This window comes from Nonomuraea sp. NPDC049480 (assembly GCF_044465905.1).
In the GTDB taxonomy this organism is placed as follows: domain Bacteria; phylum Actinomycetota; class Actinomycetes; order Streptosporangiales; family Streptosporangiaceae; genus Nonomuraea.
Window position 1 is genome coordinate 107,040 of sequence record NZ_JBITMD010000017.1, and the last position, 22,876, is coordinate 129,915.

A 22,876-nucleotide genomic window follows, 5' to 3' on the forward strand; every position below is an offset into this window, starting at 1 on the left:
ACCCGTTCGGTACGCCAGCGGTCTCCCGTACGCCTGACCAGGAGGGGCTTGGTCGTCCGCGCGGTGTTCGCCGGAGACGTTCGCGGTGATCTAGAGCCCGGAGGCGTCCGCGGTGATCCAGAGCCCGGAGGCGTCCGCCGTCACCCCGTTCGGCGAGTAGTGGAGCGAACGACCGGGCGGCAGGGCGTCGCCGGGCGGGACGATGCTCCATACCCTGCCGTCGTAGTGGCCGACCAGGGGGATGTTGCTGTCGCGGCGGTCCCAGCCGAGCACCCGGATGTCCGTGGCGGATCGGACGGCGGCGCTGAAGACGACCATCGCGGCTTGGGTGTTGCCCAGCCGGAGGCCGTGTAGTGCCAGGTCTCCTCGCCGAACAACCACACGTCGTGATCGCCCAGGACGGCCAGATCCTGGGCGGAGGGGACCGCCAGGCGCCCCCGTGAAGTCCGGGCGCGGCCGTCCCAGCGGTGCGATGCCGGGCCGGGATCTTCGTCGGCCATGATCCCCGGCCGCCGTCCGGGGGTACGACATACCTCAGCAGGCCGGGATCCTCACCCCAGGAGGCGCCGAATGACATCACGCACCGAGCGCGTACTGCCGCCGCTGCTGATCGCGCTCGGGCTGGCCCTCGCGGGCTGCGGCACCGGCGAGCCGCCGGCGGTGACGGTCACCGCGACCCCCTCGCCTCCGCCGGCCACTCCATCGCCCACGCGGCCGACGCCGCCGGCCACTCCGTCGCCCGCTCCCACCCCGAGCGCGATCCCCCCGAGCGCGACGCGGACCCCCGGCTCCGAGGAGCGGCTGGTCGCCGGCCGTTACCAGCCGCTGTGGCCGTTCTCCACCCAGGCGGAGGCCGCGGAATGGCAGCGCGCCCACCGCGAGGACGGCCGCGAGGCCTGGCGCCTCGATCCGGCCCGCACCGCGCTCGCCTTCACCCGCGACTTCCTCGGCTTCACCGAGATCGACCAGGCCGTCAAGACCGTGCGCGACGGCCGGCACGCGCGGGTGCACGTCGGGCTGCGCGCCGAGGAGGGGCCGCGCCCGATGGTCGCGGCCGTCGTGCACCTGGTCAGGTACGGCTCGGGGGCCGACGCGCCGTGGGAGGTGGTCGGCACCGACGACACCTCGCTCACGCTCACCACCCCCAAGTACGGTGCCGCGGTCGGCTCCCCGCTGACCGCCGGCGGGCGCATCACCGGCGTGGACGAGAGCATCAGGATCCAGGTCCGCCACCCGGACGCCGTGCTGGGCGAGAAGTGCTGCCTGTCCGCCGGCGGCCAGAACTCCCGCTGGTCGGTCAAGGTCTCCTTCACGCCGGCGCCGGGCCGTACGCTGACCATCGTGGCCTCCACCGGCGGCCACGTCGCCACCGTCGAACGCTTCGCGGTCACGGGCGTGACCGTCGCTCCCTAGAAGCGGCGGGCATGGGAGGGCCGGTTGTTAGCATGACCCGTTATGGAACTGCGGCAGCTCGAATACCTGGTAGCCGTCGCCGAGGAGGCCGGCTTCACCCGGGCCGCCGCCCGGCTGCACGTCGCCCAGCCCGGCGTGAGCGCGCAGATCCGCCAGCTCGAACGCGAGCTCGGCGAGCCTCTGTTCGACCGGACGGGACGGACCGTGCGGCTGACCGAGGTGGGCGGGGCCGTGCTGCCGTACGCGCGGGCCGCGCTCGCGGCGGCAGCAGGGATGCGGCAGGTCGTGGACGAGTTCACCGGGCTGCTGCGCGGCCACGTCGTCATGGGCGGCGTCACCGCGCCCTCGGTGCTCAGGCTGGCCGACATGCTCGCCTCCTTCCACGAGCTCCACCCGTCCGTGGAGATCTCGCTCGTGGAGACCGGGCCGGTGGCCCTGATGGACGACCTCCAGAGCGGCCGGCTCGACCTCGGCCTGCTCGGGCTCGGCGGCCCGCTTCCTCCCGGGGCGGAGGCGCAGGTCGTCGTCGACCAGGCGCTGGTGGCGGCCGTACGGCGCGATCACGAGCTGGCGGCGAAGGAGTCGATCACCGTGGCCGAGCTGGCCGGGCTGCCGCTGATCAGTCTGCCCATGGGCACCGGGCTGCGGACCGCGCTGGAGAACGTGTGCGCGCAGGCCGGGTTCGCGCCTCACGTGTCGTTCGAGGCGAGCGAGCCGCTCGTGCTGGGTGAGCTGGCCGCGCGCGGGCTCGGCATGGCGATCCTGCCCGAGTCGGCGGTCGCCGCGGCCAGGGCCGAGCTGCACGTGCTGGCCCTGACCGAGCCGAGCACCCGCGCCAGGATGGGCCTGGTCTGGCGGTCGGACGCGCCGAAGAGCCCGGCCGCCCGGGCGTTCCTCCGCCACGCCCGCCGCCATCTGCCCGACCTCGGCCGATAGTTGACGAACGGCGATTCACCCATGGGGGGCGATCATGGGCAGCCCGCCGAGCACGCCCGCCGCACCCGCGACGAGACGCTACGACCCCGTTGAAATCTGGACTGACGCCCCCGGCGACAAGGATGATCGGAATGCTGACGACCCACTGGTCGCCGAGCGCGCGGTGGCCGCAAGCATCGAGGTGCTCATGAGTCAACTGGAAAACGCTTCCCCGGAAACCGGGTCGCTGGCCGAGCTCGCCAGGAGGCACGGGCTCCGCCCCGCCATCGCGCGCCCGCGATTCCCCGTCTACCTGCGCCAGCTGTGGGAGCGGCGGCACTTCGTCCTGACGTACGCCACCTCGCGCAACGTCTCGAAATACTCCGGCTCGGCCCTGGGCCAGCTGTGGCAGATCATCACCCCGCTGCTGAACGCGGCCATCTACTACGTGATGTTCGGCCTCATCCTGGGCGGCAGCAAGAACATCGACAACTACCCGGCCTTCCTCCTGACGGGCATGTTCGTGTTCACGTTCACGCAGCGGACCGTCACCGCGGGCGCCAAGTCGATCTCCGGCAACCTGTCGCTGATCCGGGCGCTGCACTTCCCCCGTGCCTCGCTTCCGCTCGCCTACACGATCCAGGAGCTGCACCAGCTGGTCATCTCCATGGGCGTGCTGCTCGTCATCGTGGTGATCACGGGAGAGCCGCCCACCTGGTTCTGGCTCATGATCCCCGTGGTGCTGGTGCTGCAGACCCTCTTCAACGTCGGGGCGGGCCTGATCCTGGCCAGGCTCGGAGCGTCGCTGCGTGACCTCAACCAGCTGCTGCCGTTCATCATGCGGACCTGGCTGTACGCCTCCGGCGTCTTCTTCGCCATCCACGACAAGGTGGTCAACAGCGCCGGACTGCCCGAGTGGGTGGCCACCGCCATGTACCTGAACCCGGCCGCCTCCTACATCGAGTGGATGCGCGACATCCTCCTCGAAAAGCACACGCCGCCGCAGCTGGTGTGGGTGTCCTGCCTGGGCTGGGCGGTGGCCACGCTCGTCCTCGGCTTCTGGTACTTCTGGCGGGCCGAGGACAGGTACGGGCGGGGCTGACGGCCTCCCGGCCGGGGGCTGGGCCCGCCCCCGGCCGGGAGTGGTCCTGGCCGGGGGCGGACCGTCAGGAGCCGCCGCCCCCGCAGCCCCCGCCCCCGCATCCGCCGCCGCCCCCGCCTCCGTCTCCGCCGCTGCCGCTGCCGCCTCCGCCGAAGTCACCGCCGCCGTAGCCGCCGCCGAAGTTGAAGCCGCCGAAGAATCCGCCCTCGGACGAGCCGCCGCTGTACGAGCCGCTGTCGTACACGGGGACGTACACGGGGCCGTACGATCCGCAGTGGCCGGGGGCGCAGCACGTGGTGGTGGTGCCGCCGCCGGACCTCACCCGGGTGTCGCGCCCGAGCGTGTCGGCCAGCTGCCGGTCCGGCAGCTTGGTGAGCCCGTGCAGGGCCACCACCTTGATGTCGTCGGAGCTCGACCACGCCCCGTCCGCCAGGTTCTCCACGTCCGCCCGCTCCAGCGCGGCCTTGCCCGTCTTCGTCACCGGGTCGGCCATGGCACGACGCAGCCAGAAGAAGCAGACCACGCCCACGACCGCCGCGGCGGCCGCGATCAGGGCCGAGCCGATCGACCCCAGCGGGAACACGCTCGCCGCAGCCGTGATCGCCGCGAGCACGGCGAAGACCATCAGCCGGTTCGCACGCCGCCGCGCCAGCCTCCGGTCGGCCGGCGACATCAGGAACCCCTGCCTCCACAGCGGCGTGGTCAGCCGCCGCATCGCGTTGTCGTCGACCGTTTGGTGCCGCACCTGTGCCGTCGTGCTCCCGCCCGGAGCCGCCGAGACGTGCTTGAACACCGCCCGCTCGACCGGCGTCCCCCGGCGCGGCCGGAACCCCTGCACCGGCGTGACGATCCCCTCGCTCGACACCCGTACCCCGCCCTGCGACACCAGCGACACCAGCGCGGTGTTGACGACCCGCCGCGGCCCACCCGCCAGATACGCCGCCTCGTAGAGGTCGAGCGAGTGGCCGGTGGCCGAAGCAGTGGCGGAGCGGGCGATGACCAGTGCCAGCCGGGTCCTGATCGCGGTGTACGCGACGAGCGCGAACAGCGCGATCGCGATCCCGTAGAAGACCTCGCTCATGAGCGTCCCCCTGACAGACGAATTGCCGGATACCCCGTTTGGTCAAATGACGTTTGCGGTGGGAGCGGCGGTTCCCGGGAAAGTTGGCAAAACGAGCAAAAGGGGGCTCAGTGGCGGTCGCGCGCCTCGAAATGGGGGTTGAAATGGTTTTTCTTACTGACCTTGATGAGGGTCTCGACGACCTTTCCCTTGAGGTCCACGATGCCGAATCCGTCGCTGGTGGGGGCGAGCAGGTGGCGCTCGTCGTACCAGCCGATCACGGGACCCAATAAGGGCTGGAAGCCGGCTTGACGCGGGTGACGGCCTTGCCGATGGCCGTGTCCCACACGCAGGCCGCCCTTTCCAGTGAGGCGCAGGCGGTGACGAAGCGGCGGCCGGAGCGGGGTTTCGCCAGGATGGTTGGGGATGAAAGGGCGGGATGATCAGGTTGCTGCAAGGGACCGGCCGGACGGCCGTCCGGCCCGGACCCGGGCTTCGACGCCGACTTCGCAGAGGAGATCCATGAGCACACACGCCGCCGATCCGCAGGGTGACCGCCCGGTCCGCCAGCTCCGCCTGGTGGTGGAGGCCGAGGACTACGACGCCGCGCTGGCCTTCTACCGCGACGTCCTGGGGCTTCCCGAGCAGGCCGCGTTCTCGAGCGGGGACGGGGCCAGGGTAACGATCCTGGACGCCGGGCGGGCCACGCTGGAGATCGCCAATCCGGCGCAGAAGAAGATGATCGACGAGGTCGAGGTCGGGCGGCAGGTGGCGCCCAAGATCCGGGTCGCGTTCGAGGTGGACGATGCCCGAGGGACGACCGGGCGCCTGGTCGCGGCGGGCGCGACCGAGGTCGCCCCGCCCACGGTCACGCCCTGGGAGTCGCTGAACGCCCGCCTCGACGCCCCCGCCGGCCTCCACATCACCGTCTTCCAGGAGCTGCGCAGCCTGGCCGAACGCGAGTCCATGGACGGCTTCGCCACCGACCAGGACCGGCACCCGGACTCCTGACCCGTCACGCCCCCTCGCCCCCGCACCGGACTCGGCCGACGTGGTCGCCGGCACGGCCGGGCTGCCCATGACGGCCGGGGACCTGCGCCGGCGCGCTCCGTCGGCCTTGCCCGGCGACCGTCGAAGAAGGTCACCCCGGCTTGCAACGCCGAACGGATCACGCCGATCATGTCCTGGCGGGTGCCCGGGTTCGGGACGAAGCTCTGCGACATGGCGCCCCTCGCCCGGCCAGCCCATCCATGCCAGCCGAAACGGGGCCGGGAGCTCGGGGACAACACCGGCACCGCGCCCCGAGCCGACCGCGCAAGTGCGCATCCGCGGTGTCGGCGGCCCTGCTTACTTGATCGCGCCCGCGCCGATGCCCTTCACGATGTGCCGCTGCGCCATCAGGTAGAAGATCACGACCGGCACGATCGAGATGGTCGTGGCGGCCAGGAGGATCTGCTGCTGTGGCGTCTCGGCGGAGGTGAAGGCGGTCAGGCCGCGCTGGACGGGCATGAGGGAGTTGTCCTCGAACAGGACGAGCGCCATGAGGTACTCGTTCCACGCGCCCAGCCCCTGGATGACCGCCACGGCGGCGAGGCCGGGCCGGGCCAGCGGGAGGATCACGTTCCAGAAGATGCGCAGCGGGCCGGCGCCGTCCAGCGCGGCCGCCTCTTCCAGGGCGCGGGGCTGGCTGACGAAGAAGCTGCGCATGATGAGCGTCGACATCGGGATGCCCGAGGTGATGAGGATCAGCACGTAGCCGACGGGGTTGTTCGTCAGGTTCAGTGAGATGAGCAGCTTGTACTGGGCGAGGAACATGGCGGGCGCCGGGATGATCATCACGGCGAGGATGACGAACGTGAACGCGCCCTTGCCCGCGAAGTCGAGTCGCGCGAGGGCGTATCCGGCGAGGCTGGACACCAGCAGGATGCCGATGACGGCGGATCCCGTGTAGAGCACGCTGTTGCGCAGGTAGATGCCGAGTTCGCCCTGGACCCATGCGGTCACGTAGTTGTGCCACTGCGGGTTGGCGGGCAGGAAGCTCTTGTTCGAGAGCAGCTCCGTGAGGCTCTGCAGGGACCCGGACAGCATCCACAGCAGGGGGAACAGCGCGGTCAGCGCGGCGACGCTCAGCAGTCCGTACAGGCCGATCTTGTCGAGGCGTACTCCTCGTCGAGGTGGACGAGTCCCGCCTTCGGTCGTGCTGGTCGGTACTGATGTGACGGACATCGCGCCGGCCTCTCCCCTCATCCGACTGCTCATGCGCGGGACCTCCGCCTGGTGATCGCGAGCTGGATCACGGACAGCAGAACGAGTGCGCCGCCGAAGATGACCGACATGGCCGCGGCACTGCCGTACCGCCAGTTGACGAACGCCTCGTTGTAGATCGCGAGGGTCGGCACCATCGTGTGGTGACCTGGCCCGCCGTTGGTCAGCACCTGGACGGTCCCGAAGATCTGGAGTGCGGCGAGCAGCGTGAGCAGGCTGACGATCGAGGTGACCGGGGCCAGTTGCGGCCAGGTGACGTAGCGGAACTTCGACCAGCGGTTCGCGCCGTCGAGCTCGGCGGCCTCGTAGAGCTCCTTCGGCACGTCTTGCAGGCCCGCGAGGAAGAGCAGGAAGCCGAATCCCCAGTGGAACCAGATGAACACCGCCGCCACGGTGGGCAGCGCGACGGCCGGGTCGCCCAGCCAGTTCTGCTGGAGCGTGCTCAGACCGGCCAGGTCGAGCAGCCGGTTGAGTATGCCGGATCCGGGGGCCAGGATGAAGGAGAACAGCAGGCCGACGACGACGACCGACAACACGCCCGGCAGGTAGAAGACGGTGCGGAAGAAGGTCTTGCCGCGGGTGATGTTGTTGACGGCCAGCGCCATGCCCAGGGCGACTCCGTTGCCGGCGACGAAACCGACGACGCCGAAGAACAGGACGTTGCGCATGGACGCCCAGAAGATCGGGTCGGAGGCGACGAAGCCGTAGTTGTCCAGCCCCACCCATGGGGTGTCGGGGCTGACGCCGTCCCAGGACTGGAAGCTCAGCAGGATGGCCTGCGCGAACGGCGTGATCGTGAAGATCCCGACGAGCGCGACGGCCGGCGCCAGGAACAGCCAGCCGATCAGGTTGCGCCGGAGAGCGCGCCTCCCGCGCGGCGCCCGAGAGGGGCGCCGTGCGGGAATCGCGAGGTGCTGCGTCGTCATGACGTACGGTCCTGCGCCGCCTGGATGGTGGTGAGTGCTTCGTCCACCGTCGTCTCGCCCAGCACCAGGCGCTGGGACTCCGCTCTGATCGCGGTGATCACGTCAGGCGTGAAGGTCGTCGACATGACCTGCATGGTCTTCACACCGGCGGCGAAGCCCGCGAGCTGGTCGGGGATGTCCGCGCCGGCGAGGAGTTCCGGATTGCTGGGCAGGATGCGAGCGGTCTTGGCGAACACCGCCTGCTGCTCGGGCTCGGTCAGCCACTTGACGAACGCGAGCGCCTCCTTGGGATGGTCGCCCCTCGGGTTGATCACCGCGCCCTTCCCGGGGATGCCCGGCGAGCGTGGGTCGTGGACGCTTCCGGGAGCCTTGGGCAGCCCGCTGGAGAAGTAGTCCTCGAATTCCGGGTTCGTCCTGAGGCCGACCGCGATGCCGGGGGCGGCGTCGAAGATGGCGCCCATCGACTTGGTGAAGAAGGACGACTCCACGTTCGGGTGGTCGTCCTGGCCACCGGGGATGGAGTCGTCGGCGAGGACGCCGGCCTTTTTCAGGTCGACCAGGAATTGGAAGGCGTTGCGCCAGCCGTCCTGTTTCCAGCTCGCCTTCCCGTTGAGGGTCGCTTCGATCTCGGCGTCCGTCAGCCAGTTCGAGGCGAGGCCCTGGACGACGTTCGGCGTCTGCGATGCCGCGATGGAGAATTTCGCTTTCTTCGCGGCGAGCGTGTCGATGAACTCGGTCGTCGTCGCGGGCGGCTTTTCCGCCGACATTCCGGTCAGCGCCGGGTTGATGAGGAAGCCGTACGTCTGCGTCTCCCAGTGCACCGAGTAGATGCCGGGCTTGACCCCGAGGTTGTTGCCTTCCTGGAACGTCGACATCTTGAGTACGGCGGGGCTGAAGTTCTTGCTCCAGCCGGCGTTCAACTCGGCAGAAAGGTCCATCGCCCAGCCGGCCTTGTAGAACGGCGCCATCTGGGACGCGTCGAAGGACGAATAGACGTCGGGCATGGACCGCGACTGCGCCTTCGCCTGGAGCTTGGGCAGGTAGTCGACCGGTCCGGGCGTGTCAATGGTGATCTTGACGCCGGTCTTCTTGGTGTACTGCTGCGCGAGCTGGGTGAGTGCGGCCTCTTGCCCGCGCGACTGGTTCATGAAGGTCAGTCCGGCGTCCCCGGTGTTGGTGGATTGGCCGGATGACGAACAGCCTGCCAGGGCAAGCGCCCCTGCGATTGCCAATGATCCCGCGGTCGCGATGATGGTGCGGCGGCGGGCGCCGCGTGCTGTGAATGTCGTACCCATGGTCCTCGCCTCTGGAAGCCTTGGATGGGGGAGGCGGCCATTCTTGATGCCCGCCCCGGCATTTCCGGTGGACGCCGTGTAATGCCGATGAAGTGGTTCTGGCCCTGTCAGCCGGCTGCCGGCCGACCGTTCTCCTTCCGTGTCCATGAAGATCCGCTCAGGACGCTGGGGCGGGGAAGCGCGCCCAGTCCTTCTGACGTGAGAATCCAGCCGCCGGGAAGCTCTGCCCCCTGGTTCACTGCTGTGGCGAGGTGCGCCATCGCAGCCAGCAGCCCTCCGTTCGCCGGGAGATAGATCGTGAGGAATCCCGGCATTTGCGGATTGTGTCCGTTGGGGAGGAACACGTTCTTGGGTGAGGGAAGCAGGAGGGCGTCGATCGCTCGGCCGACGTCGCCGAGGCGGGCCGCGGTCATCGCCATGACGGGGTAGTCCCAGCCCCAGCTGGACTGCAGGTCCCAGTGCTGCCATACGGCATCGAGCGTCGCCGACATCGTGGCCGGGTCCACGAGGTCGGTGTCCGGCAGCCACCCCAGCGCCATGAGCATGGACGGGTGATCCTTGCGGATGAGCCACGGGGACGTCGCGATGGCGGCGTACGTGCCGTCGGGCAGCAAAGCGGGCCTGCGCATGTTCCGCGCCACCCGGTCCCACTGCTCGTTCGGTTCGAGACCGAGGCGGGTTCTCCATTCGTTCGCCACGCCGAGCGCCCACGACCAGTACGCCAGCTCGAAGGTCGGATCGGCGTTCGTCGCCCGGTCGAGGAGGTAGCTCTCCTGCGCGGGGATGAGCGGAGGCGGCAGCCGGAAGGCCCCGTCGCGTTCCTCGGCGAAGTCGGCCATGAAGTCGGCGGTCGCCTCGACGAGCGGGTAGTGCTCCCGCAGGAACGACTCCTCGCGCCCCTCGCCGCGCAGCAGCTCCAGCAGGTAGATCACGTGCGGCTGCTGCCACAGGAGGAAGACGCCGATGTGGCTCGGCGACTCGCGCGCGGACGGGTCGGTCTGCTTCGGCCAGCGGGCTCCGAGATACCCCTGCCGGCGGGCGGTCGCCTTCGCGGCCTCCAGGGCGCCGTGATACCACCGCATGCTGCGCTCGAGCAGGTGCCCCCGACCCCACATCGGGAAATGCGCCGCGTGCCACCAGTGCATCTCGAGGTGGAACTTGCCCGACCAGGTGTTGTACGTCAGACCGGACTCCGCGGGAGGCGTGACCCCGGCGCTGTTGACGGCCATGAGGTACTGCGAGAGAACGACGCGGCGTTCGAGTTCTGCGGCGCGCGTGTCCGTGCTGCCGGCGAGGCTGATCGCGGCACCGGTGCTCCAGTGCTCGGCCCACCAGGTCCGCGCGGACGCGCTGACGGCGGAGAAGTCGTCTTGGTGCGGCGGCCGGTCCTGATCAGGTGTCAGGGTCACCACGACCTCGAGAACGGTGGCGCCCGTGTGCGCGACGACCGAGTCGGCCCCTTCACGCAGGCTGCCGGTGGTGCGGACGCCTACGCCGTAGGTCAGCGCCTCCACCGTGCGCCGCGCCTGCCAGTGGCGCTCCGTCCACTCGTCCCAGACCGTCTCCTGCGCGAGCGGCAGTTCGAAGGCGGCCAGGTCGTCCGGCTGATCGTCGAACACCCAGGCGACGCCCCACCCGCGCGGCAGCAGGCCGGACTCGATGCGCACGGCGAAGCGGTGATCGTGCGGGTCGGCGACGGTGGTGACGTGGACGCGCTCGCCGTCGAGGACGTAGGCGGCGTGGATCGTCGCCGTCCACAGGTCGAGCTCGGTGCGGACGTTCGTCAACGCGGCCGGGTCGTCGAGCCCCGTCCCGTCGGGGCGGACCAGGGCGAGGCGGCCGAGGTGGGCGCGGCGGGGGTTGAAGTGGTACCACGCGCCCGCGACGAACTCCTCGGCGATGGGGTCGCCGGCCCGTTGCAGGCCCATGCGGTCGAGGTAGGGCACCGTGCCGCGGGACGTCTCGTACAGGGTGGTCGTGTCCTCGAGCCGGAGCTCCCGGTCGGTGCGTATCTCGTACCAGCCCCAGGTCGACTGTGTGCGCAGGGGGATCTGGAAGTCGTCGGCGTCGAAGACGCGCGGGCGCTGCTCGGGCAGGCCGGACAGCCCGTCGTGAGCGACGCGGCGCGGGTCGGGGACCAGCTCGTGGAAGGACGGGAACGTCTGCAGTCCGGAGATGTCGACCGTGAGCGCGATGTCACCGTTGCCGACCGTGAGGACGCCGGCGGGGTGCGCGGACGTCAGCACGGGGTTGTGCCGTCGCACGAGCCGGCGCCGGTCGATTGCCTCGGACATCCTCGCCTTTCCTTGAATCTTGAGTTTCAGCTGCTGAGGTCTCTCAGAGCGCGTTGGCCTTGGCGACGCCGCCCAGCCACGCGAGGCTCGGTTTGGGCCGGCGCTCGAACGTCTCCCGGTCAACGGCGACGAGGCCGAACGTCGGGTCCCAGTGCCCCCACTCGTAGTTGTCGAGCAGGCTCCAATGGATGTAGCCCTGCACGTCCACGCCCGCTCCTAGCGCCTGGGACAGCGCGTCGAGCGCGCCGGTGGTGTAGGCGATGCGCCGGGAGTCGTCGCCCCGCGCCGCCTCCAGGTAGACGTCCTCCCAGACGTACTCGAGCCGCCGGCGCACCTCCTCCGCGCCAGGGCGGGTTTCGAACGCGCGGCTCGCGACCGACCATCCCACCCGGGCGTCCGTGCCCTCGCGCAGCACGTCCCGGGCCGCGTGATGCGCCTCGACGAGACGGCGCCCGATCTCCACCGGCGGCGCCGGCTTCACCGGCCGGGGCGTGTCCGCTTCCAGCGTGGGGCTCAGCCACTCCAGGCCCGAGCCGGGGTCGAGCGTCGCCTCCGCCTCGCGCACCATGATCGCGAGCATGTTGGGCTCGTTGATGGTGCAGACCCACTCGACGCCGTCGAGGATCGAGGTGGCCGTCTCGGCGTAGGCGCGGAAGCGGTCCACGGCCCGTTCTCCGCGCCAGCCGCCCTCCTCGCTGAACCATCTCGGCGAGGTGAAGTGGTGGATCGTGACGAACGGGGTGACGCCCGCGGCGAGACATGCGTCGATCATGCGCCGGTAGTGCGCGAGCGCCGCGCGGGACACCCTGCCCGGGGCCGGCTCGATGCGCGCCCACTCGATGCCGAAGCGGTAGGTGTTCAGGCCCGACTCCGCGACGAGCCGGATGTCCTCGGCGTATCGGTGGTAGCTGTCGAGGGCGTCGCCGCTGCGATCCGCTCCTGGCATGCGCTCCTCCTGCGCCCAGAAGTCGCTGTTGACGTTGTTGCCCTCGACCTGGTGCGGTGCGGTCGCCGCACCCCAGAGAAAGCCGTCGGGGAAGGTGCGCATTCGTCTCTCGATCATGTTCCGGGGCGACCTGGATCGCCTGCGGGGCCGGGACGGGCCCCGAGTGCGAGTTAACGTAGCCGTTACGTCGCGCGAAGGTCAAGGGAAAACGTGTACCGGTCTACGACGTATCTAGCGGGTGACATGGGCATGATCTGCGTCATCCGCTAGTGTTCATAAACCGGTCTACATCTGCGACAATCTCTGCGTCGTACGATCGGCAGGACTCGGCTGGAGAAGGGGATGCCCATGGTCGCGCCGGAGCGACGACGAAGAGTAACCATTTCCGACGTGGCGAAACACGCCGGGGTCTCCAAGGCGGCGGTCTCCAAGGTCATCCGGAACGACTACGGGGTCAGCGACGCCATGCGAGAGCGCGTCAAGCGGGCCATCGACGAGCTCGGCTATCGTCCCCAGGCCGCCGCGCGGGCGCTGCGCGGGCGGGCGTTCACCATCGGCGTGCTCATGCGGCACATCGGGATCCCGTTCTACGCCGAGATCATGACCGGGCTGGTGGATCAGCTCGCCGAGTCCGACTACCAAGCGATCATGATCCAGGGAGGCACCCTCGACAAGACCGAGAAACGTGCCCTGGACGCCTTGATAGACCGGCAGGTGGACGGCATCCTCCTGATCGCTCCATTGGTCGGGCGCACCCAGCTTGAGCAGGTGGCGCGCGAATTCCCCACCGTGGTGCTGGGCCGCCACGACAGGTCGCCGGCGTACGACTTGATCGTCGACGACGACAGGGTCGGCTCCGAGCTCGTCATGGAGCACCTGATCGCGCTCGGCCACCGTCGCATCGGGCACATCACCTTCCAGCGGGAGCACGGACGGGTGGCCGACCAGATGCCGCGCATCAGAGCCGAGACCTACGAGCGGGTGATGCGGGACCACGGGCTCGCCGACGAGATCGCCGTCGCCGTTACCTCGTACTCGGAGGAAGGCGGCTATGACGGCGCCCGCGAACTGCTGAGCCGCGATCCGCGCCCCACCGCGATCTTCGCCGGTTCCGACGAGGCGGCGCTCGGCGTGCTGGCCGCGCTGCACGAGGCGGGCCTGTCCGTCCCGGACGACGTCTCCGTGGCCGGCTACGACAACACCAGGCTGGCCGCCCACCCCAACATCGCGCTGACCACCGTCAACCAGGACGGAGTCGTCATGGGCCGGATGGCCGGGCGGCTGCTGCTCGAGCGCATCGAAGGCCGCACATCACCGGTGCAATTCTCGGTCGTTCCGAGCCTGGTCGTCCGGCGCTCCACCGCCTCTCCCCGCTGACGTCCCGCCTCTACCGGAATGCGAACACTGTCGAAGTGAGCAGTTGCACAAGGTCAACACCCCCTGCCACCCCTGGCCGATCGAGTCGCGCTCGCCGGGCGACTCGCCGGCCATCGCGCTGATGCTCTGTCCCGAACGTGGCAACCTTCGCGCGCAGCCTGCTCCCCGCATCGGCGTGGACGGCTCCTACCTGCCCGGCTCCACTCAGCCGATCCGGGTCTGCGAGGAGGCCGAAGTGCGCTTCCCGCTGGAGGACATGTTCGCCAAGATCCGGGCCTTCGGCCGCGCGCACGTCCAGTCCCCGTGACGAGATCGACAGGACCGGCAGGCCGTACACCTCTGATCTTCAGGAACTCTCATCCCGAGGAGTGACGTGATCCGCACATCGTTCAACGACAACTGGCAGTTCCGCCCGAAGGTCAATCCGTTCGCCGAACTGGCCGGCACCGCGGTCCCGTTCGAGCCGGTGATCGTGCCGCACGACGCGATGCTCACCCGCGACCGCGACGCCACCACGGACGGCGCCGCGACCGCTTACTTCCCCGGCGGGACCTACGAGTACCGCAAGACGTTCCTGGTACCGGGGGAGCGCCGAGGTAAGCGGATCATGCTGCAGTTCGAGGGCGTCTACCGGGACGCCACCGTGTTCATCAACGGCAACTACGCCGGGCAACGCCCGTACGGATACTCGCGGTTCCTCATCGACGCCGACCGGTTCCTGCGGTTCGGCGAGAACAACGAGGTCCGCGTGGAGTGCCGGAGCCACCAGGATTCGCGCTGGTACTCCGGCGCGGGCATCTACCGCGACATCTGGCTGCTCGTCGGCGAGGTCGTCCGCATCAGCCCGGACGGCGTCCACGTCACCACCCCGGACATCGACACCGAACGCGCGGTCGTGGAGGTCGCGACCACGATCGAGAACGACTCCAACGACCTGCGCACCGTCCACCTGGTGACCGAGATCCGCGATGCCGCGGGAACCGTCGTCGCGTCCGACACAACGCCGATCACGATACAACCTCACGAGCCGGCCATCGCCCGCCAGCGCCTCTACGTCCGCGACCCCTCGCTGTGGAGCGCGGACTCGCCCGCACTGTACACGTGCGCGGTGTCCATCACGGACATCGACGCCATGGAGGTCGCCTTCGGCATCCGCTCCTTGCGCCTGGACCCTGAGCACGGGCTGCGGATCAACGGCGAGACGGTCAAGCTGCGCGGCGCCTGCGTGCACCACGACAACGGCCCGCTGGGCGCCGCGACGTTCGCCCAAGCCGAGGAACGCCGCGTGCGGCTGCTCAAGAACGCGGGGTTCAACGCGATCCGCATGGCGCACCATCCCATGAGCACCGCGATGCTCGACGCCTGCGACCGTCTCGGCATGCTGGTGGTCGATGAGGCGTTCGACACGTGGACTTGGAGCAAGAGCCCCTTCGACTACAGCCTCGACTTCCCCGAATGGTGGGAACGCGACCTCGAGGCGATGGTGGCCAAGGACTTCAACCATCCCAGTGTCATCCTGTACTCCCTCGGCAACGAGATTCCCGAAACCGGCGCGGCCACCGGGGCCATATGGGGCCGCAGACTCGCCGGGAAGGTCCGTGCGCTGGACGACACCCGCTTCCTCACCAACGGGATCAACAACCTCCTGGCCCTGCTGCCCGATCTGCGCGTCCAAGAAGGCGACGACACGGGTATCAACACCCTGATGGCCGACAGCGGCTTCGACGTGAACGCCGTCGCCGGCTCCGACCTGGTGACCACCCGCACCGCCGAGTCCTACAGCGTGCTCGACGTGGCCGGGATGAACTATTCGGAGGTTCGCTACGCGACCGACCGCACACTGTTCCCGAACCGGATCATCCTGGGCACCGAGACCTTCCCGGCCCGCATCGACAACAACTGGCGACTGGTCAAACAGCACAGCCACGTCATCGGCGATTTCACCTGGACCGGCTGGGACTACCTGGGCGAGGTCGGTATCGGCCGGCCACAGTACGTCACACCGGATACCCCCCGCCCCACGTTCACCGCGCCGTATCCGTACCTGCTGGCCGACTGCGGGGACATCGACATCACCGGCCACCGGCTTCCCGTCTCCTACTACCGGGAGATCGTCTTCGGCCTGCGCGACCAGCCTTACCTCGCTGTCCAGCGGCCACAACACCATGGCAAGACCGTCATCAGCAGCCGATGGGCCTGGAGCGACACCATCGCCGGCTGGACCTGGCCCGGCCACGAAAGCGCCCCGATCATCGTCGAGGTCTACAGTGACGCGGACGAGGTCGAACTCCTCGTCAACGGTCGCTCCCTGGGACGCAGACCGGTCGGCGAGCACCACAGGTTCCGCGCCGAGTTCGAGACCACCTACGAACCAGGCGAACTGCTCACGATCGCCTACCGCGACGGCGTCGAATCCGGCCGCGACGTCCTGCGCACCGCGACCGGCCCCATCGTGCTGCACGCCGAACCCGAACGACCGATCATCACGGCCGATGTCGGCGACCTGGCCTACATCGCCTTCACCCTGACCGACTCGGCCGGGACACCGCACCCCGCAGCCGACCGGCCCGTGCGGGTGAACGTCACCGGCGACGGAACGCTGATCGGCTTCGGCAGCGCCGACCCGGCGAACAAGGAACGATTCGACTCGACCGAGCACCACACCTACCGGGGCCGCGCCCTCGCCGTGGTGAAGCCGACCGGACCCGGCACCATCCGCCTGACCGCCGTCGCCTCAGACTGCGACCCGGTCGAAGTGCTGGTCACGGTCGAAAAGCCGGACCGGTAACGGTAGAGCAGGTCTGTGCCGGCGTCGGGCGTGCGTCGTGAACGCGAGCGTCGGCGTCTTAGATCACTTCCTGTGACTGCCCGCGAGGCCGCCCGCCGGGCCGCCGCGTGACCTTACTCCGGTGGCAGCCAGCTGTCACCCCTCTGCGTCCGGGTCAAGCCGGGTCTCTAAAAGCAACCCCCTTCTTGAAGATCATGAACCAGGAGTCGAACTCTCTCGCACCGCGATTGTCGGTGCGGTACTGCCTCGTCTGTGGGGTGATCCCCACAAGCTCCCACCCCTTGCTGCCGAGTTCGTTGCACTGGGCCTCTAATTCCCAGGGCAACCCCTTTCCTGTCACGACCTTGTACCGCCACGTCGGACCGCCGCCGCTACCTTCCATGCCGACAGCAAACCTCAGGCCCCCGTATCACGCCACGTTCGGCATGACTCGCGCCAGGTGACGCGGTATCTGGCCGCATGCCATCCAGGTGTCCAACGCGAGGTCATGCCGTGATCAATGGCCAGATTGGATGTCACCTGGCATCGGATGTCACCTGACAAGGAGACCCTCGTGCAGATCAAGCCCCGCGTCCGCATCGTCGGCGCCGAACGAGCCCAGCTTGCACAGCTCGTCGCCGGCCGCTACCGATTGGGCGAGTCCATCCGGTAGCGGCCGGAACGGAGCAGGTGGAGGTCGTGTTCACCGTGCCCGGCGTCGAGCCGGTCTCCGCCGACTGGAAGCTTGCCGAATGGGCGCCGGGCCTGGCCACCGACCAGGGGGCGCGGTCGCGCGCATCCTGTTCGGTCCAGGCGGCACTGTGAGCCGGCCAGCCCGGCAGGCAGCACCGGAATCCTCGGTATCCGCTTCCACCGCGACCGCATTACAGCGCGCCGTGCAGAGCGACCGCAGGGTGAGGCGCCGACGACGGCGCTTCGGCATTCCAGCCGCACCCCGCCTCTGTGTGCTCGCCCTGCTGCCACACCATGTTGCGTCCCTTCGAGAAAGAGTGAGGGCGAGAGATCATGCCGCTTCCGGACCATGACCAGGAGTGGCCGCCGCCGCACATCCAGCGCGAGATGCGGCTGTATGACGAGTGGGGAGCCTGGTACGCGGGCGACCCGGACCGGCTGGCCGAAGTGTACGGCGCGCACAACCCGATGCACGCGGTCGGCTTGGACCCCAAGGGGTGAGACCGGCCGAGCAAGGGCTTCACCGGCTGGATTCAGCGCGCGGCCCGCTGGTTCTTGGGCACGCCGCCGCCGCTCGGGCAGGTCCGCTCGACGAAGTTGCGACAAGATCATGCACGAGGCGGGCATCTATGGGGCGCTGCTGGAGGCCGCCGAACTCGTGGCCGCGCTGGTCGCGCAGGAGGAGCGGGCCGGCGACGCCAAGGACTACGCCGGCTACCTGGCCCCCATCAGGCGCGGCCTGGACGCCCATATCTCCGGCGTTACGCCAGGCGCTCGGCAGGAAGGCCCGCGACTTCACCGACGTCGTCAGAGACGCGGCCGGAGCCTGGCGGACTTGACCTGGAGCCGGCACGGGCTGCCCGGCAACGCCGCCAAGCCCTCACGCCCGGAACGGGGCGGGTGGATGAATGAGCAGGTTCACCGCGACAGCGACCTGTAGCGCCCATCGCGCGAGCGTGGAGCGGCGAGGTCCTGGCTCGGAGCCTGCTGGTGCAGCGGGTCGGGTGGCTGACCGGGCCTGGCCCGGGACCTGACCGCCCGCTTGGTCGCCGCCCGGTGGAGTGCGGCGGATATGGACGTGCCGGCCTGCGGGGTGGGGCTCGGCCGCCCTAAGGCGTCTCCACGGCGCGCAGGCGCTCGGCGAGGAACTCCTGCTCGGCCGCGTTCTCGCTGAGCGCCAGCGCCGCCCGGTACGCCGCCACCGCCTCCACATCGCGGCCCAGGCGGTGCAGCAGGTCCGCCTTGGTGGCGGGCAGGTAGCGGTAGCCGGCCAGGCGGCCGTCGCGTTCCAGGGATTCCACCTCGGCCAGCGCCGCCTGCGGTCCCTCCACCATGCACAGCGCGACCGCCCGGTTCAGCGCGACCACCGGCGAGGGCCAGACCCGCAGCAACTCGCCGTACAGCGTGAGGATCTGCGGCCAGTCCGTGCTCGTGTAGCCGGGCGCCTGGGCGTGCAGCGCGGCGATGGCCGCCTGCAGCGTGAACCGCCCGGGCGGCCCCGACCGCAGCGACGCCACCAGCAGCCGGTCCGCCTCGGCGATCAGGTCGCGGTCCCACGCCGAGCGGTCCTGCTCCTCCAGCCGCAGCAGACGGCCGTGCGCGTCGGTACGGGTGGCGCGCCGCGCGTGGTGCGCCAGCAGCAGCGCCAGGAGCCCGGCGGCCTCCCGCTCGGCGGGCAGCAGCAGGCACAGCATGCGCGCCAGGTCCAGCGCCCGGTCCGTCAGCTCGTCGCGTACCAGGTCCCGGCCCGAGTGGGCGGTGTGGCCGGTGGAGTAGAGCAGGTGGATGACGGTGAGCACCGCGTCCACCCGCGCGGGCAGGTCCTCGGCGGACGGCACCCGGTAGGGAATCCGCGCGGCGGCGATCTTCTTCTTGGCCCGGGTCAGCCGGGCGGCCATGGTCGGCTCGCTCACCAGGAACGCCTGCGCGATGTCCGGCGTCGCCACCCCGCACACCAGCCGCAGCGTGAGCGCGATCCGCGCCTCGGGGGAGAGTGCCGGATGGCAGCAGGTGAAGATGAGCCGCAGGCGGTCGTCGGGGATGGCGTCCGGCTCGGGCGTTCGTGCCTCCTCCGGCTCCGGCTCCAGCAGCAGCGGCAGCTTGCGCTCCAGCGTGGTGCGGCGCTGCAGCACGGTGAGCGCGTTGCGCCGGGCGACCGTGGTCAGCCACGCGCCGGGCCGCGCCGGCACCCCGTCACGCGGCCACGTGCGCAGCGCCCGCACGTAGGCGTCCTGCACCGCCTCCTCGGCCGCGTCCAGGTCACGCGTGACGCGCACCGCCGCGGCGAGCACGAACGCCCACTCGCGGCGGTGCGCCTCGGCGACGGCGTCCTCGACCGCGGTCAGCTCTCCTCCAGGACCTCATAGCCGATGAGCGGCCGGACCTCCACGCCGCCCTGCACGGTCGGGGTGAGCCTGGCGATGGCGAGCGCGTGGTCGAGGTCGGGGGCCTCGATCACGAAGACGCCGGCCAGCACCTCCTTCGTCTCGATGAACGGCCCGTCCGTCACCAGGTCGCCGCGGATCGCGGTGGCCGTCTCCGGCTCGTCCAGGGCCATCCCGGAAATGATCCGCCCGCCCAGCCCGGCGGCCTTGGCCGGCATCTCCAGGTGTCCCCGCTTGACCTCCTCGGGCAGGTCCGCCGGGGGGACACGCTCGTACAGCAGCACCGCGTACTGGGCCATCGCCATCAACCTCCGCTTTCCGGCCGCTCCGGCGGCCCTTCTTCAGCACCGACAAGCGGCCACGGCCGGAATCGACAGGCTCCCGGGAAAACTTTCGCACGATCTACGGGCGGGGGCGGCGCCGCTCCCGGGTGCGCGCCGCCCAGGCGGCGTCCCAGGCGCGGTACCGGGAGCGATCCAGCAGCCACCGGAAGGCGGCGAACGCCACCGCCGTCAGCGCGGCGGCCACCGTCCAGACCATCATCCCCGTGACCACGGCCGTGACCCGGACCTCCTCGCGGTCCGGCGGCGCCAGGGCCGGCCGCCCGCCGGCGTCGACCCAGATCGGCACCTGCGTGCCCGCCTTCGCCAGTGCGGGAGCGCTCACCTGACCCGTGCGCTGCTCGCCTGAGGGCATCGTCCACCACGCCGCCGTCGTCTTCCCGGCGACGACCGCGCCGAACGACAGGGACGTGACGGGCGTGTCGGCCAGCAACGTCGCCCACACCCGCATCCGCCCGCCGTCGCCCGCGCGCACCGCCGCGTCGTGCGCCTGCCGCCCGGCCGCCACCGCCGGCCACACGCTGCCCAGCACCAGCAGCAGCGCCACCGCCAGCCCGGCGCCCTCCAGCCGATCGGAACGCCGGCGCAGCGGATTGCCGTCCGGCCAGTATCTCCGCACCCACCACAGCACACGCCTCATCGAGCACCCCCTCGCCGCCGGTGTGATCATGCCGGGCGGAGTCGCCGGTCCCCTCCGCCCACTGGGACTTTAGGCGCTCGGCGGCGACGGCGCGCTCACTTGGCGGCAGGACGGGCCCTGACGTGCATGCGCTCGCCCTGCGGCCCGAACAGCGCGAGCACCTCGGCCGGCTCGGCGTCCGGGTTGACGAAGGCGTGCGGCGTACGCGTGTCGAACTCCGCCGCCTCTCCCGCCGCCAGCACCACGTCGTGGCCGCCGAGCAGCAGCCGCAGCCGCCCCGACAGGACGTAGAGCCACTCATAGCCCTCGTGGACCTGCAGCTCCGGCTCGTACCCCGGCCAGTTCGGCGGGTAGATCTGCTTGAACGCCTGCAGCCCGCCGGGCCGGCGGCTCAGCGGGATGTACGTCATCCCGTGGCGTTTGACCGGACGCAGGTGCACACGCGGATCGCCGGTCACCGGCGCGTCGATCAGCTCGTCCAGCTGGACCTGGTGGGCGCGGGCCAGCAGGAGCAGCAGTTCCAGGGTCGGCTTGCGCTGCCCGGACTCCAGGCGCGACAGGGTGCTGACCGAGATGCCGGTGCCGCTGGACAACTGCGCCAGCGTCACGCCGCGCCCCTGGCGCAGCGCCCGCAGCCGCGGTCCCACCGCCTGGAGCGTCCCCTCGAGGTCCATGCGGCTACTTTGCCATTACGGCAACGATATTTGTCAAACGCGCGGCGCTCAGCGGACAGTGGCGCATCAGATGGATACGAGAGGAGTCGCGCTGTGGACGCGAAGTACGACGTGGTGATCGTGGGCGGCGGGGCCGCCGGGCTCAGCGGGGCGCTCACGCTGGGCCGGGCGCGCCGCAAGGTGCTGGTGATCGACGCGGGCCGGCCGCGCAACGCCCCCGCCCGGGGCGTGCACACGTACCTGACGCGGGAGGGCATGCCGCCGCTGGAGCTGCTGGCCGCCGGCCGCGAGGAGGTCGCCGGGTACGGCGGCGAGGTCGTGACCGGCACCGTCGTGGTCGCCGAGCGCCTCGACGGCGACGAGTCCGGGCGGTTCCGGGTGGTGCTGGAGGACGGGTCCGCGGTCGTGGCGGACCGGCTGCTGCTGACCACCGGCCTGGTCGACGAGCTGCCAGACGTGCCGGGGCTGGCCGAGCGGTGGGGACGCGATGTGCTGCACTGCCCGTACTGCCACGGCTGGGAGGTACGCGATCAGGCCATCGGCGTGCTGGCCACCGGGCCGCTCGCCGTGCACCAGGCGCTGCTGTGGCGCCAGTGGAGCGACGACGTGACCCTCTTCCTGCACACCGGGCCCGAGCTCGGCGAGGAGCAGCGCGAGCAGCTCGCCGCCCGCGACGTCGCGGTGGTCGAAGGGGAGGTGACCGAGCTGGACGTGGCGGGAGACGCGCTCGCCGGGCTGCGGCTGGCGGACGGCCGGGTGGTGGCCTGCCGGGCCCTCGCCGTCGCCACCCGGCTGACCGCCCGCGCGGACCTGCTGGCGGGGCTGGGGCTGGAGACCGAGGAACAGGAGATGGCCGGGCACGTGATCGGCACCCGCATCCCCGCCGATGCGACGGGCGCCACGAGCGTGCCCGGGGTGTGGGTGGCGGGGAACGCGGCCAGCGTCACCGACCAGGTCATCGCCGCCGCGGCCGGAGGCGTACGGGCGGCGGCGGCCGTCAACGCCGACCTGATCGCCGAAGAGACCCGCCGCGCCGTCACCGCCCGCCGCGCCGCGGCCGGGCACGGGAAGGCCGGCGGCGAGCCGGAGTCGCAGGACGCGCCGGCTCCGCACGGGCACCATCCCTGGGCCGGCGGTGTCCCGGCCTCCGCCGAGGAGTTCTGGAACGGCTTCTACACCGACAAGGCGCAGGTCTGGAGCGGCAACCCCAACGCCATCCTCGTCAGGGAGGCCGCTGACCTCCCGCCCGGGCGGGCGCTGGACCTGGGCTGCGGCGAGGGGGCGGACGCCGTCTGGCTCGCCGGCCGCGGCTGGCGGGTCACCGCGACCGACATCTCCCAGGTGGCGCTCGACCGCGCCGCCGGACACGCCAAGGCGGCGGAGGCCGCCGACCGCATCGACTGGCAGCGGCACGACCTGGAGACGTCCTTCCCCGAAGGCTCCTACGACCTCGTCTCCGCCCACTACCTGCACTCTCCCGTCGACCTGCCGCGCGAGAAGATCCTGCGCGCCGCGGCCGCGGCCGTCGCGCCCGGCGGGGTGCTGCTGATCGCCGGGCACGCGGGCTGGCCGTCCTGGGAGGAGAACCCTCCCTTCGACGCGCACTTCCCGACGCCGCAGGAGGTCCTCGACGCGATGGAGCTCGCGGAGGGGGAGTGGGAGGTGCTGCGCAGTGAGGAGGTGGAACGTCCCCAGAGCGCCCCCGACGGCCGCCCCGGCACCCGCATGGACAACGTACTCAAGGTCCGCAGACTCCCCTGACCACCCAGGTCATTCGGCGAGAC

General features: G+C 70.6%; 24 protein-coding genes. 12 read left to right on the top strand and 12 right to left on the bottom strand.

Annotated features, from left to right (window positions below; translation table 11 throughout):
- Positions 1–90: 90 nt before the first annotated feature.
- Positions 91–318, bottom strand: coding sequence for a hypothetical protein (locus tag ACIBX3_RS38560; RefSeq protein ID WP_397125482.1), 228 nt, complete (start codon positions 316–318; stop codon positions 91–93).
- Between the two features lie 252 nt (positions 319–570).
- Here ACIBX3_RS38560 and ACIBX3_RS38565 point away from each other — a divergent pair, with 252 nt between their 5' ends.
- The 3 genes from ACIBX3_RS38565 to ACIBX3_RS38575 all read left to right on the top strand — a co-directional run bounded on the left by ACIBX3_RS38565 (position 571) and on the right by ACIBX3_RS38575 (position 3,430).
- Complete coding sequence (locus ACIBX3_RS38565) at positions 571–1,413, top strand: hypothetical protein (protein WP_397125483.1); 843 nt, start codon at positions 571–573, stop codon at positions 1,411–1,413.
- Between the two features lie 42 nt (positions 1,414–1,455).
- Positions 1,456–2,349, top strand: coding sequence for a LysR family transcriptional regulator (locus tag ACIBX3_RS38570; protein ID WP_397125484.1), 894 nt, complete (start codon positions 1,456–1,458; stop codon positions 2,347–2,349).
- A gap of 187 nt (positions 2,350–2,536) precedes the next feature.
- Positions 2,537–3,430, top strand: coding sequence for an ABC transporter permease (locus tag ACIBX3_RS38575; RefSeq protein ID WP_397125485.1), 894 nt, complete (start codon positions 2,537–2,539; stop codon positions 3,428–3,430).
- Between the two features lie 64 nt (positions 3,431–3,494).
- Here ACIBX3_RS38575 and ACIBX3_RS38580 read toward each other — a convergent pair whose 3' ends face one another.
- Together ACIBX3_RS38580 and ACIBX3_RS38585 are read right to left on the bottom strand one after the other, a co-directional pair.
- Positions 3,495–4,511 carry a TIGR04222 domain-containing membrane protein gene (locus tag ACIBX3_RS38580; protein ID WP_397125486.1) on the bottom strand — a complete coding sequence of 339 codons (1,017 nt, stop codon included), beginning with the start codon at positions 4,509–4,511 and terminating at the stop codon, positions 3,495–3,497.
- Positions 4,512–4,618: 107 nt separating this feature from the next.
- Positions 4,619–4,771, bottom strand: a complete 153-nt coding sequence (locus tag ACIBX3_RS38585; protein WP_397125487.1) for a hypothetical protein — start codon at positions 4,769–4,771, stop codon at positions 4,619–4,621.
- 241 nt (positions 4,772–5,012) lie between these two features.
- Here ACIBX3_RS38585 and ACIBX3_RS38590 point away from each other — a divergent pair, with 241 nt between their 5' ends.
- Positions 5,013–5,501, top strand: a complete 489-nt coding sequence (locus ACIBX3_RS38590; RefSeq protein WP_397125488.1) for a VOC family protein — start codon at positions 5,013–5,015, stop codon at positions 5,499–5,501.
- Positions 5,502–5,837: 336 nt separating this feature from the next.
- On the opposite strand, the gene ACIBX3_RS38595 is transcribed toward ACIBX3_RS38590, so the two are convergent.
- The 5 genes from ACIBX3_RS38595 to ACIBX3_RS38615 form a co-directional block, all read right to left on the bottom strand.
- Positions 5,838–6,749 (bottom strand): carbohydrate ABC transporter permease, encoded by a 912-nt coding sequence (locus tag ACIBX3_RS38595; protein ID WP_397125489.1) that lies wholly within the window; start codon positions 6,747–6,749, stop codon positions 5,838–5,840.
- Positions 6,746–7,681 carry a carbohydrate ABC transporter permease gene (locus ACIBX3_RS38600; RefSeq protein WP_397125490.1) on the bottom strand — a complete coding sequence of 312 codons (936 nt, stop codon included), beginning with the start codon at positions 7,679–7,681 and terminating at the stop codon, positions 6,746–6,748. The genes ACIBX3_RS38595 and ACIBX3_RS38600 overlap by 4 nt, the downstream gene beginning before the upstream one ends.
- A complete protein-coding gene (locus tag ACIBX3_RS38605; protein ID WP_397125491.1) occupies positions 7,678–8,829 on the bottom strand; it encodes an ABC transporter substrate-binding protein in 1,152 nt (383 codons plus the stop codon). The genes ACIBX3_RS38600 and ACIBX3_RS38605 overlap by 4 nt, the downstream gene beginning before the upstream one ends.
- 254 nt (positions 8,830–9,083) lie before the next feature.
- Positions 9,084–11,270 carry a hypothetical protein gene (locus ACIBX3_RS38610; protein WP_397125492.1) on the bottom strand — a complete coding sequence of 729 codons (2,187 nt, stop codon included), beginning with the start codon at positions 11,268–11,270 and terminating at the stop codon, positions 9,084–9,086.
- A gap of 43 nt (positions 11,271–11,313) precedes the next feature.
- The gene (locus ACIBX3_RS38615) at positions 11,314–12,333 is read right to left on the bottom strand and encodes a family 1 glycosylhydrolase (protein WP_397125493.1); all 1,020 of its coding nucleotides are present in this window, start codon (positions 12,331–12,333) and stop codon (positions 11,314–11,316) included.
- Between the two features lie 273 nt (positions 12,334–12,606).
- Here ACIBX3_RS38615 and ACIBX3_RS38620 point away from each other — a divergent pair, with 273 nt between their 5' ends.
- From ACIBX3_RS38620 to ACIBX3_RS38650, 7 genes are all read left to right on the top strand, one after another.
- Positions 12,607–13,593: a LacI family DNA-binding transcriptional regulator gene (locus ACIBX3_RS38620; RefSeq protein ID WP_397125494.1), complete on the top strand. Its 987-nt coding sequence runs from the start codon at positions 12,607–12,609 to the stop codon at positions 13,591–13,593.
- A 43-nt stretch (positions 13,594–13,636) separates the two neighbouring features.
- A complete protein-coding gene (locus tag ACIBX3_RS38625) occupies positions 13,637–13,900 on the top strand; it encodes a hypothetical protein (RefSeq protein ID WP_397125495.1) in 264 nt (87 codons plus the stop codon).
- Positions 13,901–13,966: 66 nt separating this feature from the next.
- The gene (locus ACIBX3_RS38630) at positions 13,967–16,381 is read left to right on the top strand and encodes a glycoside hydrolase family 2 TIM barrel-domain containing protein (RefSeq protein WP_397125496.1); all 2,415 of its coding nucleotides are present in this window, start codon (positions 13,967–13,969) and stop codon (positions 16,379–16,381) included.
- A 553-nt stretch (positions 16,382–16,934) separates the two neighbouring features.
- Positions 16,935–17,033, top strand: coding sequence for a helix-turn-helix domain-containing protein (locus ACIBX3_RS38635; protein WP_397125497.1), 99 nt, complete (start codon positions 16,935–16,937; stop codon positions 17,031–17,033).
- 26 nt (positions 17,034–17,059) lie between these two features.
- On the top strand, positions 17,060–17,185 hold the full coding sequence (locus ACIBX3_RS38640) for a hypothetical protein (protein ID WP_397125498.1): 126 nt from the start codon (positions 17,060–17,062) through the stop codon (positions 17,183–17,185).
- A 201-nt stretch (positions 17,186–17,386) separates the two neighbouring features.
- The gene (locus ACIBX3_RS38645) at positions 17,387–17,554 is read left to right on the top strand and encodes a hypothetical protein (RefSeq protein WP_397125499.1); all 168 of its coding nucleotides are present in this window, start codon (positions 17,387–17,389) and stop codon (positions 17,552–17,554) included.
- A 109-nt stretch (positions 17,555–17,663) separates the two neighbouring features.
- A complete protein-coding gene (locus ACIBX3_RS38650; RefSeq protein WP_397125500.1) occupies positions 17,664–17,993 on the top strand; it encodes a hypothetical protein in 330 nt (109 codons plus the stop codon).
- Between the two features lie 169 nt (positions 17,994–18,162).
- On the opposite strand, the gene ACIBX3_RS38655 is transcribed toward ACIBX3_RS38650, so the two are convergent.
- The 4 genes from ACIBX3_RS38655 to ACIBX3_RS38670 form a co-directional block, all read right to left on the bottom strand.
- Positions 18,163–19,344: an RNA polymerase sigma factor gene (locus tag ACIBX3_RS38655; RefSeq protein WP_397125501.1), complete on the bottom strand. Its 1,182-nt coding sequence runs from the start codon at positions 19,342–19,344 to the stop codon at positions 18,163–18,165.
- 50 nt (positions 19,345–19,394) lie between these two features.
- Positions 19,395–19,742 (bottom strand): YciI family protein, encoded by a 348-nt coding sequence (locus ACIBX3_RS38660; RefSeq protein WP_397125502.1) that lies wholly within the window; start codon positions 19,740–19,742, stop codon positions 19,395–19,397.
- 97 nt (positions 19,743–19,839) lie between these two features.
- Positions 19,840–20,418, bottom strand: coding sequence for a hypothetical protein (locus tag ACIBX3_RS38665; protein ID WP_397125503.1), 579 nt, complete (start codon positions 20,416–20,418; stop codon positions 19,840–19,842).
- Positions 20,419–20,513: 95 nt separating this feature from the next.
- Positions 20,514–21,092 carry a helix-turn-helix domain-containing protein gene (locus ACIBX3_RS38670; protein ID WP_397125504.1) on the bottom strand — a complete coding sequence of 193 codons (579 nt, stop codon included), beginning with the start codon at positions 21,090–21,092 and terminating at the stop codon, positions 20,514–20,516.
- Positions 21,093–21,185: 93 nt separating this feature from the next.
- Here ACIBX3_RS38670 and ACIBX3_RS38675 point away from each other — a divergent pair, with 93 nt between their 5' ends.
- A complete protein-coding gene (locus ACIBX3_RS38675; protein ID WP_397125505.1) occupies positions 21,186–22,853 on the top strand; it encodes an FAD-dependent oxidoreductase in 1,668 nt (555 codons plus the stop codon).
- The last annotated feature ends 23 nt before the right edge of the window (positions 22,854–22,876 follow it).

Bases quoted from the DNA above. Each gene is read 5' to 3' on its own strand.
- ACIBX3_RS38610 (WP_397125492.1), bottom strand. From the start codon at position 11,270: ATGTCCGAGGCAATCGACCGGCGCCGGCTCGTGCGACGGCACAACCCC.
- ACIBX3_RS38575 (WP_397125485.1), top strand. From the start codon at position 2,537: ATGAGTCAACTGGAAAACGCTTCCCCGGAAACCGGGTCGCTGGCCGAG.
- ACIBX3_RS38665 (WP_397125503.1), bottom strand. From the start codon at position 20,418: ATGAGGCGTGTGCTGTGGTGGGTGCGGAGATACTGGCCGGACGGCAAT.
- ACIBX3_RS38595 (WP_397125489.1), bottom strand. From the start codon at position 6,749: ATGAGCAGTCGGATGAGGGGAGAGGCCGGCGCGATGTCCGTCACATCA.
- ACIBX3_RS38615 (WP_397125493.1), bottom strand. From the start codon at position 12,333: ATGATCGAGAGACGAATGCGCACCTTCCCCGACGGCTTTCTCTGGGGT.
- ACIBX3_RS38650 (WP_397125500.1), top strand. From the start codon at position 17,664: ATGCACGAGGCGGGCATCTATGGGGCGCTGCTGGAGGCCGCCGAACTC.
- ACIBX3_RS38605 (WP_397125491.1), bottom strand. From the start codon at position 8,829: ATGAACCAGTCGCGCGGGCAAGAGGCCGCACTCACCCAGCTCGCGCAG.
- ACIBX3_RS38590 (WP_397125488.1), top strand. From the start codon at position 5,013: ATGAGCACACACGCCGCCGATCCGCAGGGTGACCGCCCGGTCCGCCAG.
- ACIBX3_RS38670 (WP_397125504.1), bottom strand. From the start codon at position 21,092: ATGGACCTCGAGGGGACGCTCCAGGCGGTGGGACCGCGGCTGCGGGCG.
- ACIBX3_RS38600 (WP_397125490.1), bottom strand. From the start codon at position 7,681: ATGACGACGCAGCACCTCGCGATTCCCGCACGGCGCCCCTCTCGGGCG.
- ACIBX3_RS38580 (WP_397125486.1), bottom strand. From the start codon at position 4,511: ATGAGCGAGGTCTTCTACGGGATCGCGATCGCGCTGTTCGCGCTCGTC.
- ACIBX3_RS38660 (WP_397125502.1), bottom strand. From the start codon at position 19,742: ATGGCGATGGCCCAGTACGCGGTGCTGCTGTACGAGCGTGTCCCCCCG.
- ACIBX3_RS38570 (WP_397125484.1), top strand. From the start codon at position 1,456: ATGGAACTGCGGCAGCTCGAATACCTGGTAGCCGTCGCCGAGGAGGCC.
- ACIBX3_RS38560 (WP_397125482.1), bottom strand. From the start codon at position 318: ATGGTCGTCTTCAGCGCCGCCGTCCGATCCGCCACGGACATCCGGGTG.
- ACIBX3_RS38645 (WP_397125499.1), top strand. From the start codon at position 17,387: ATGCCGCTTCCGGACCATGACCAGGAGTGGCCGCCGCCGCACATCCAG.
- ACIBX3_RS38565 (WP_397125483.1), top strand. From the start codon at position 571: ATGACATCACGCACCGAGCGCGTACTGCCGCCGCTGCTGATCGCGCTC.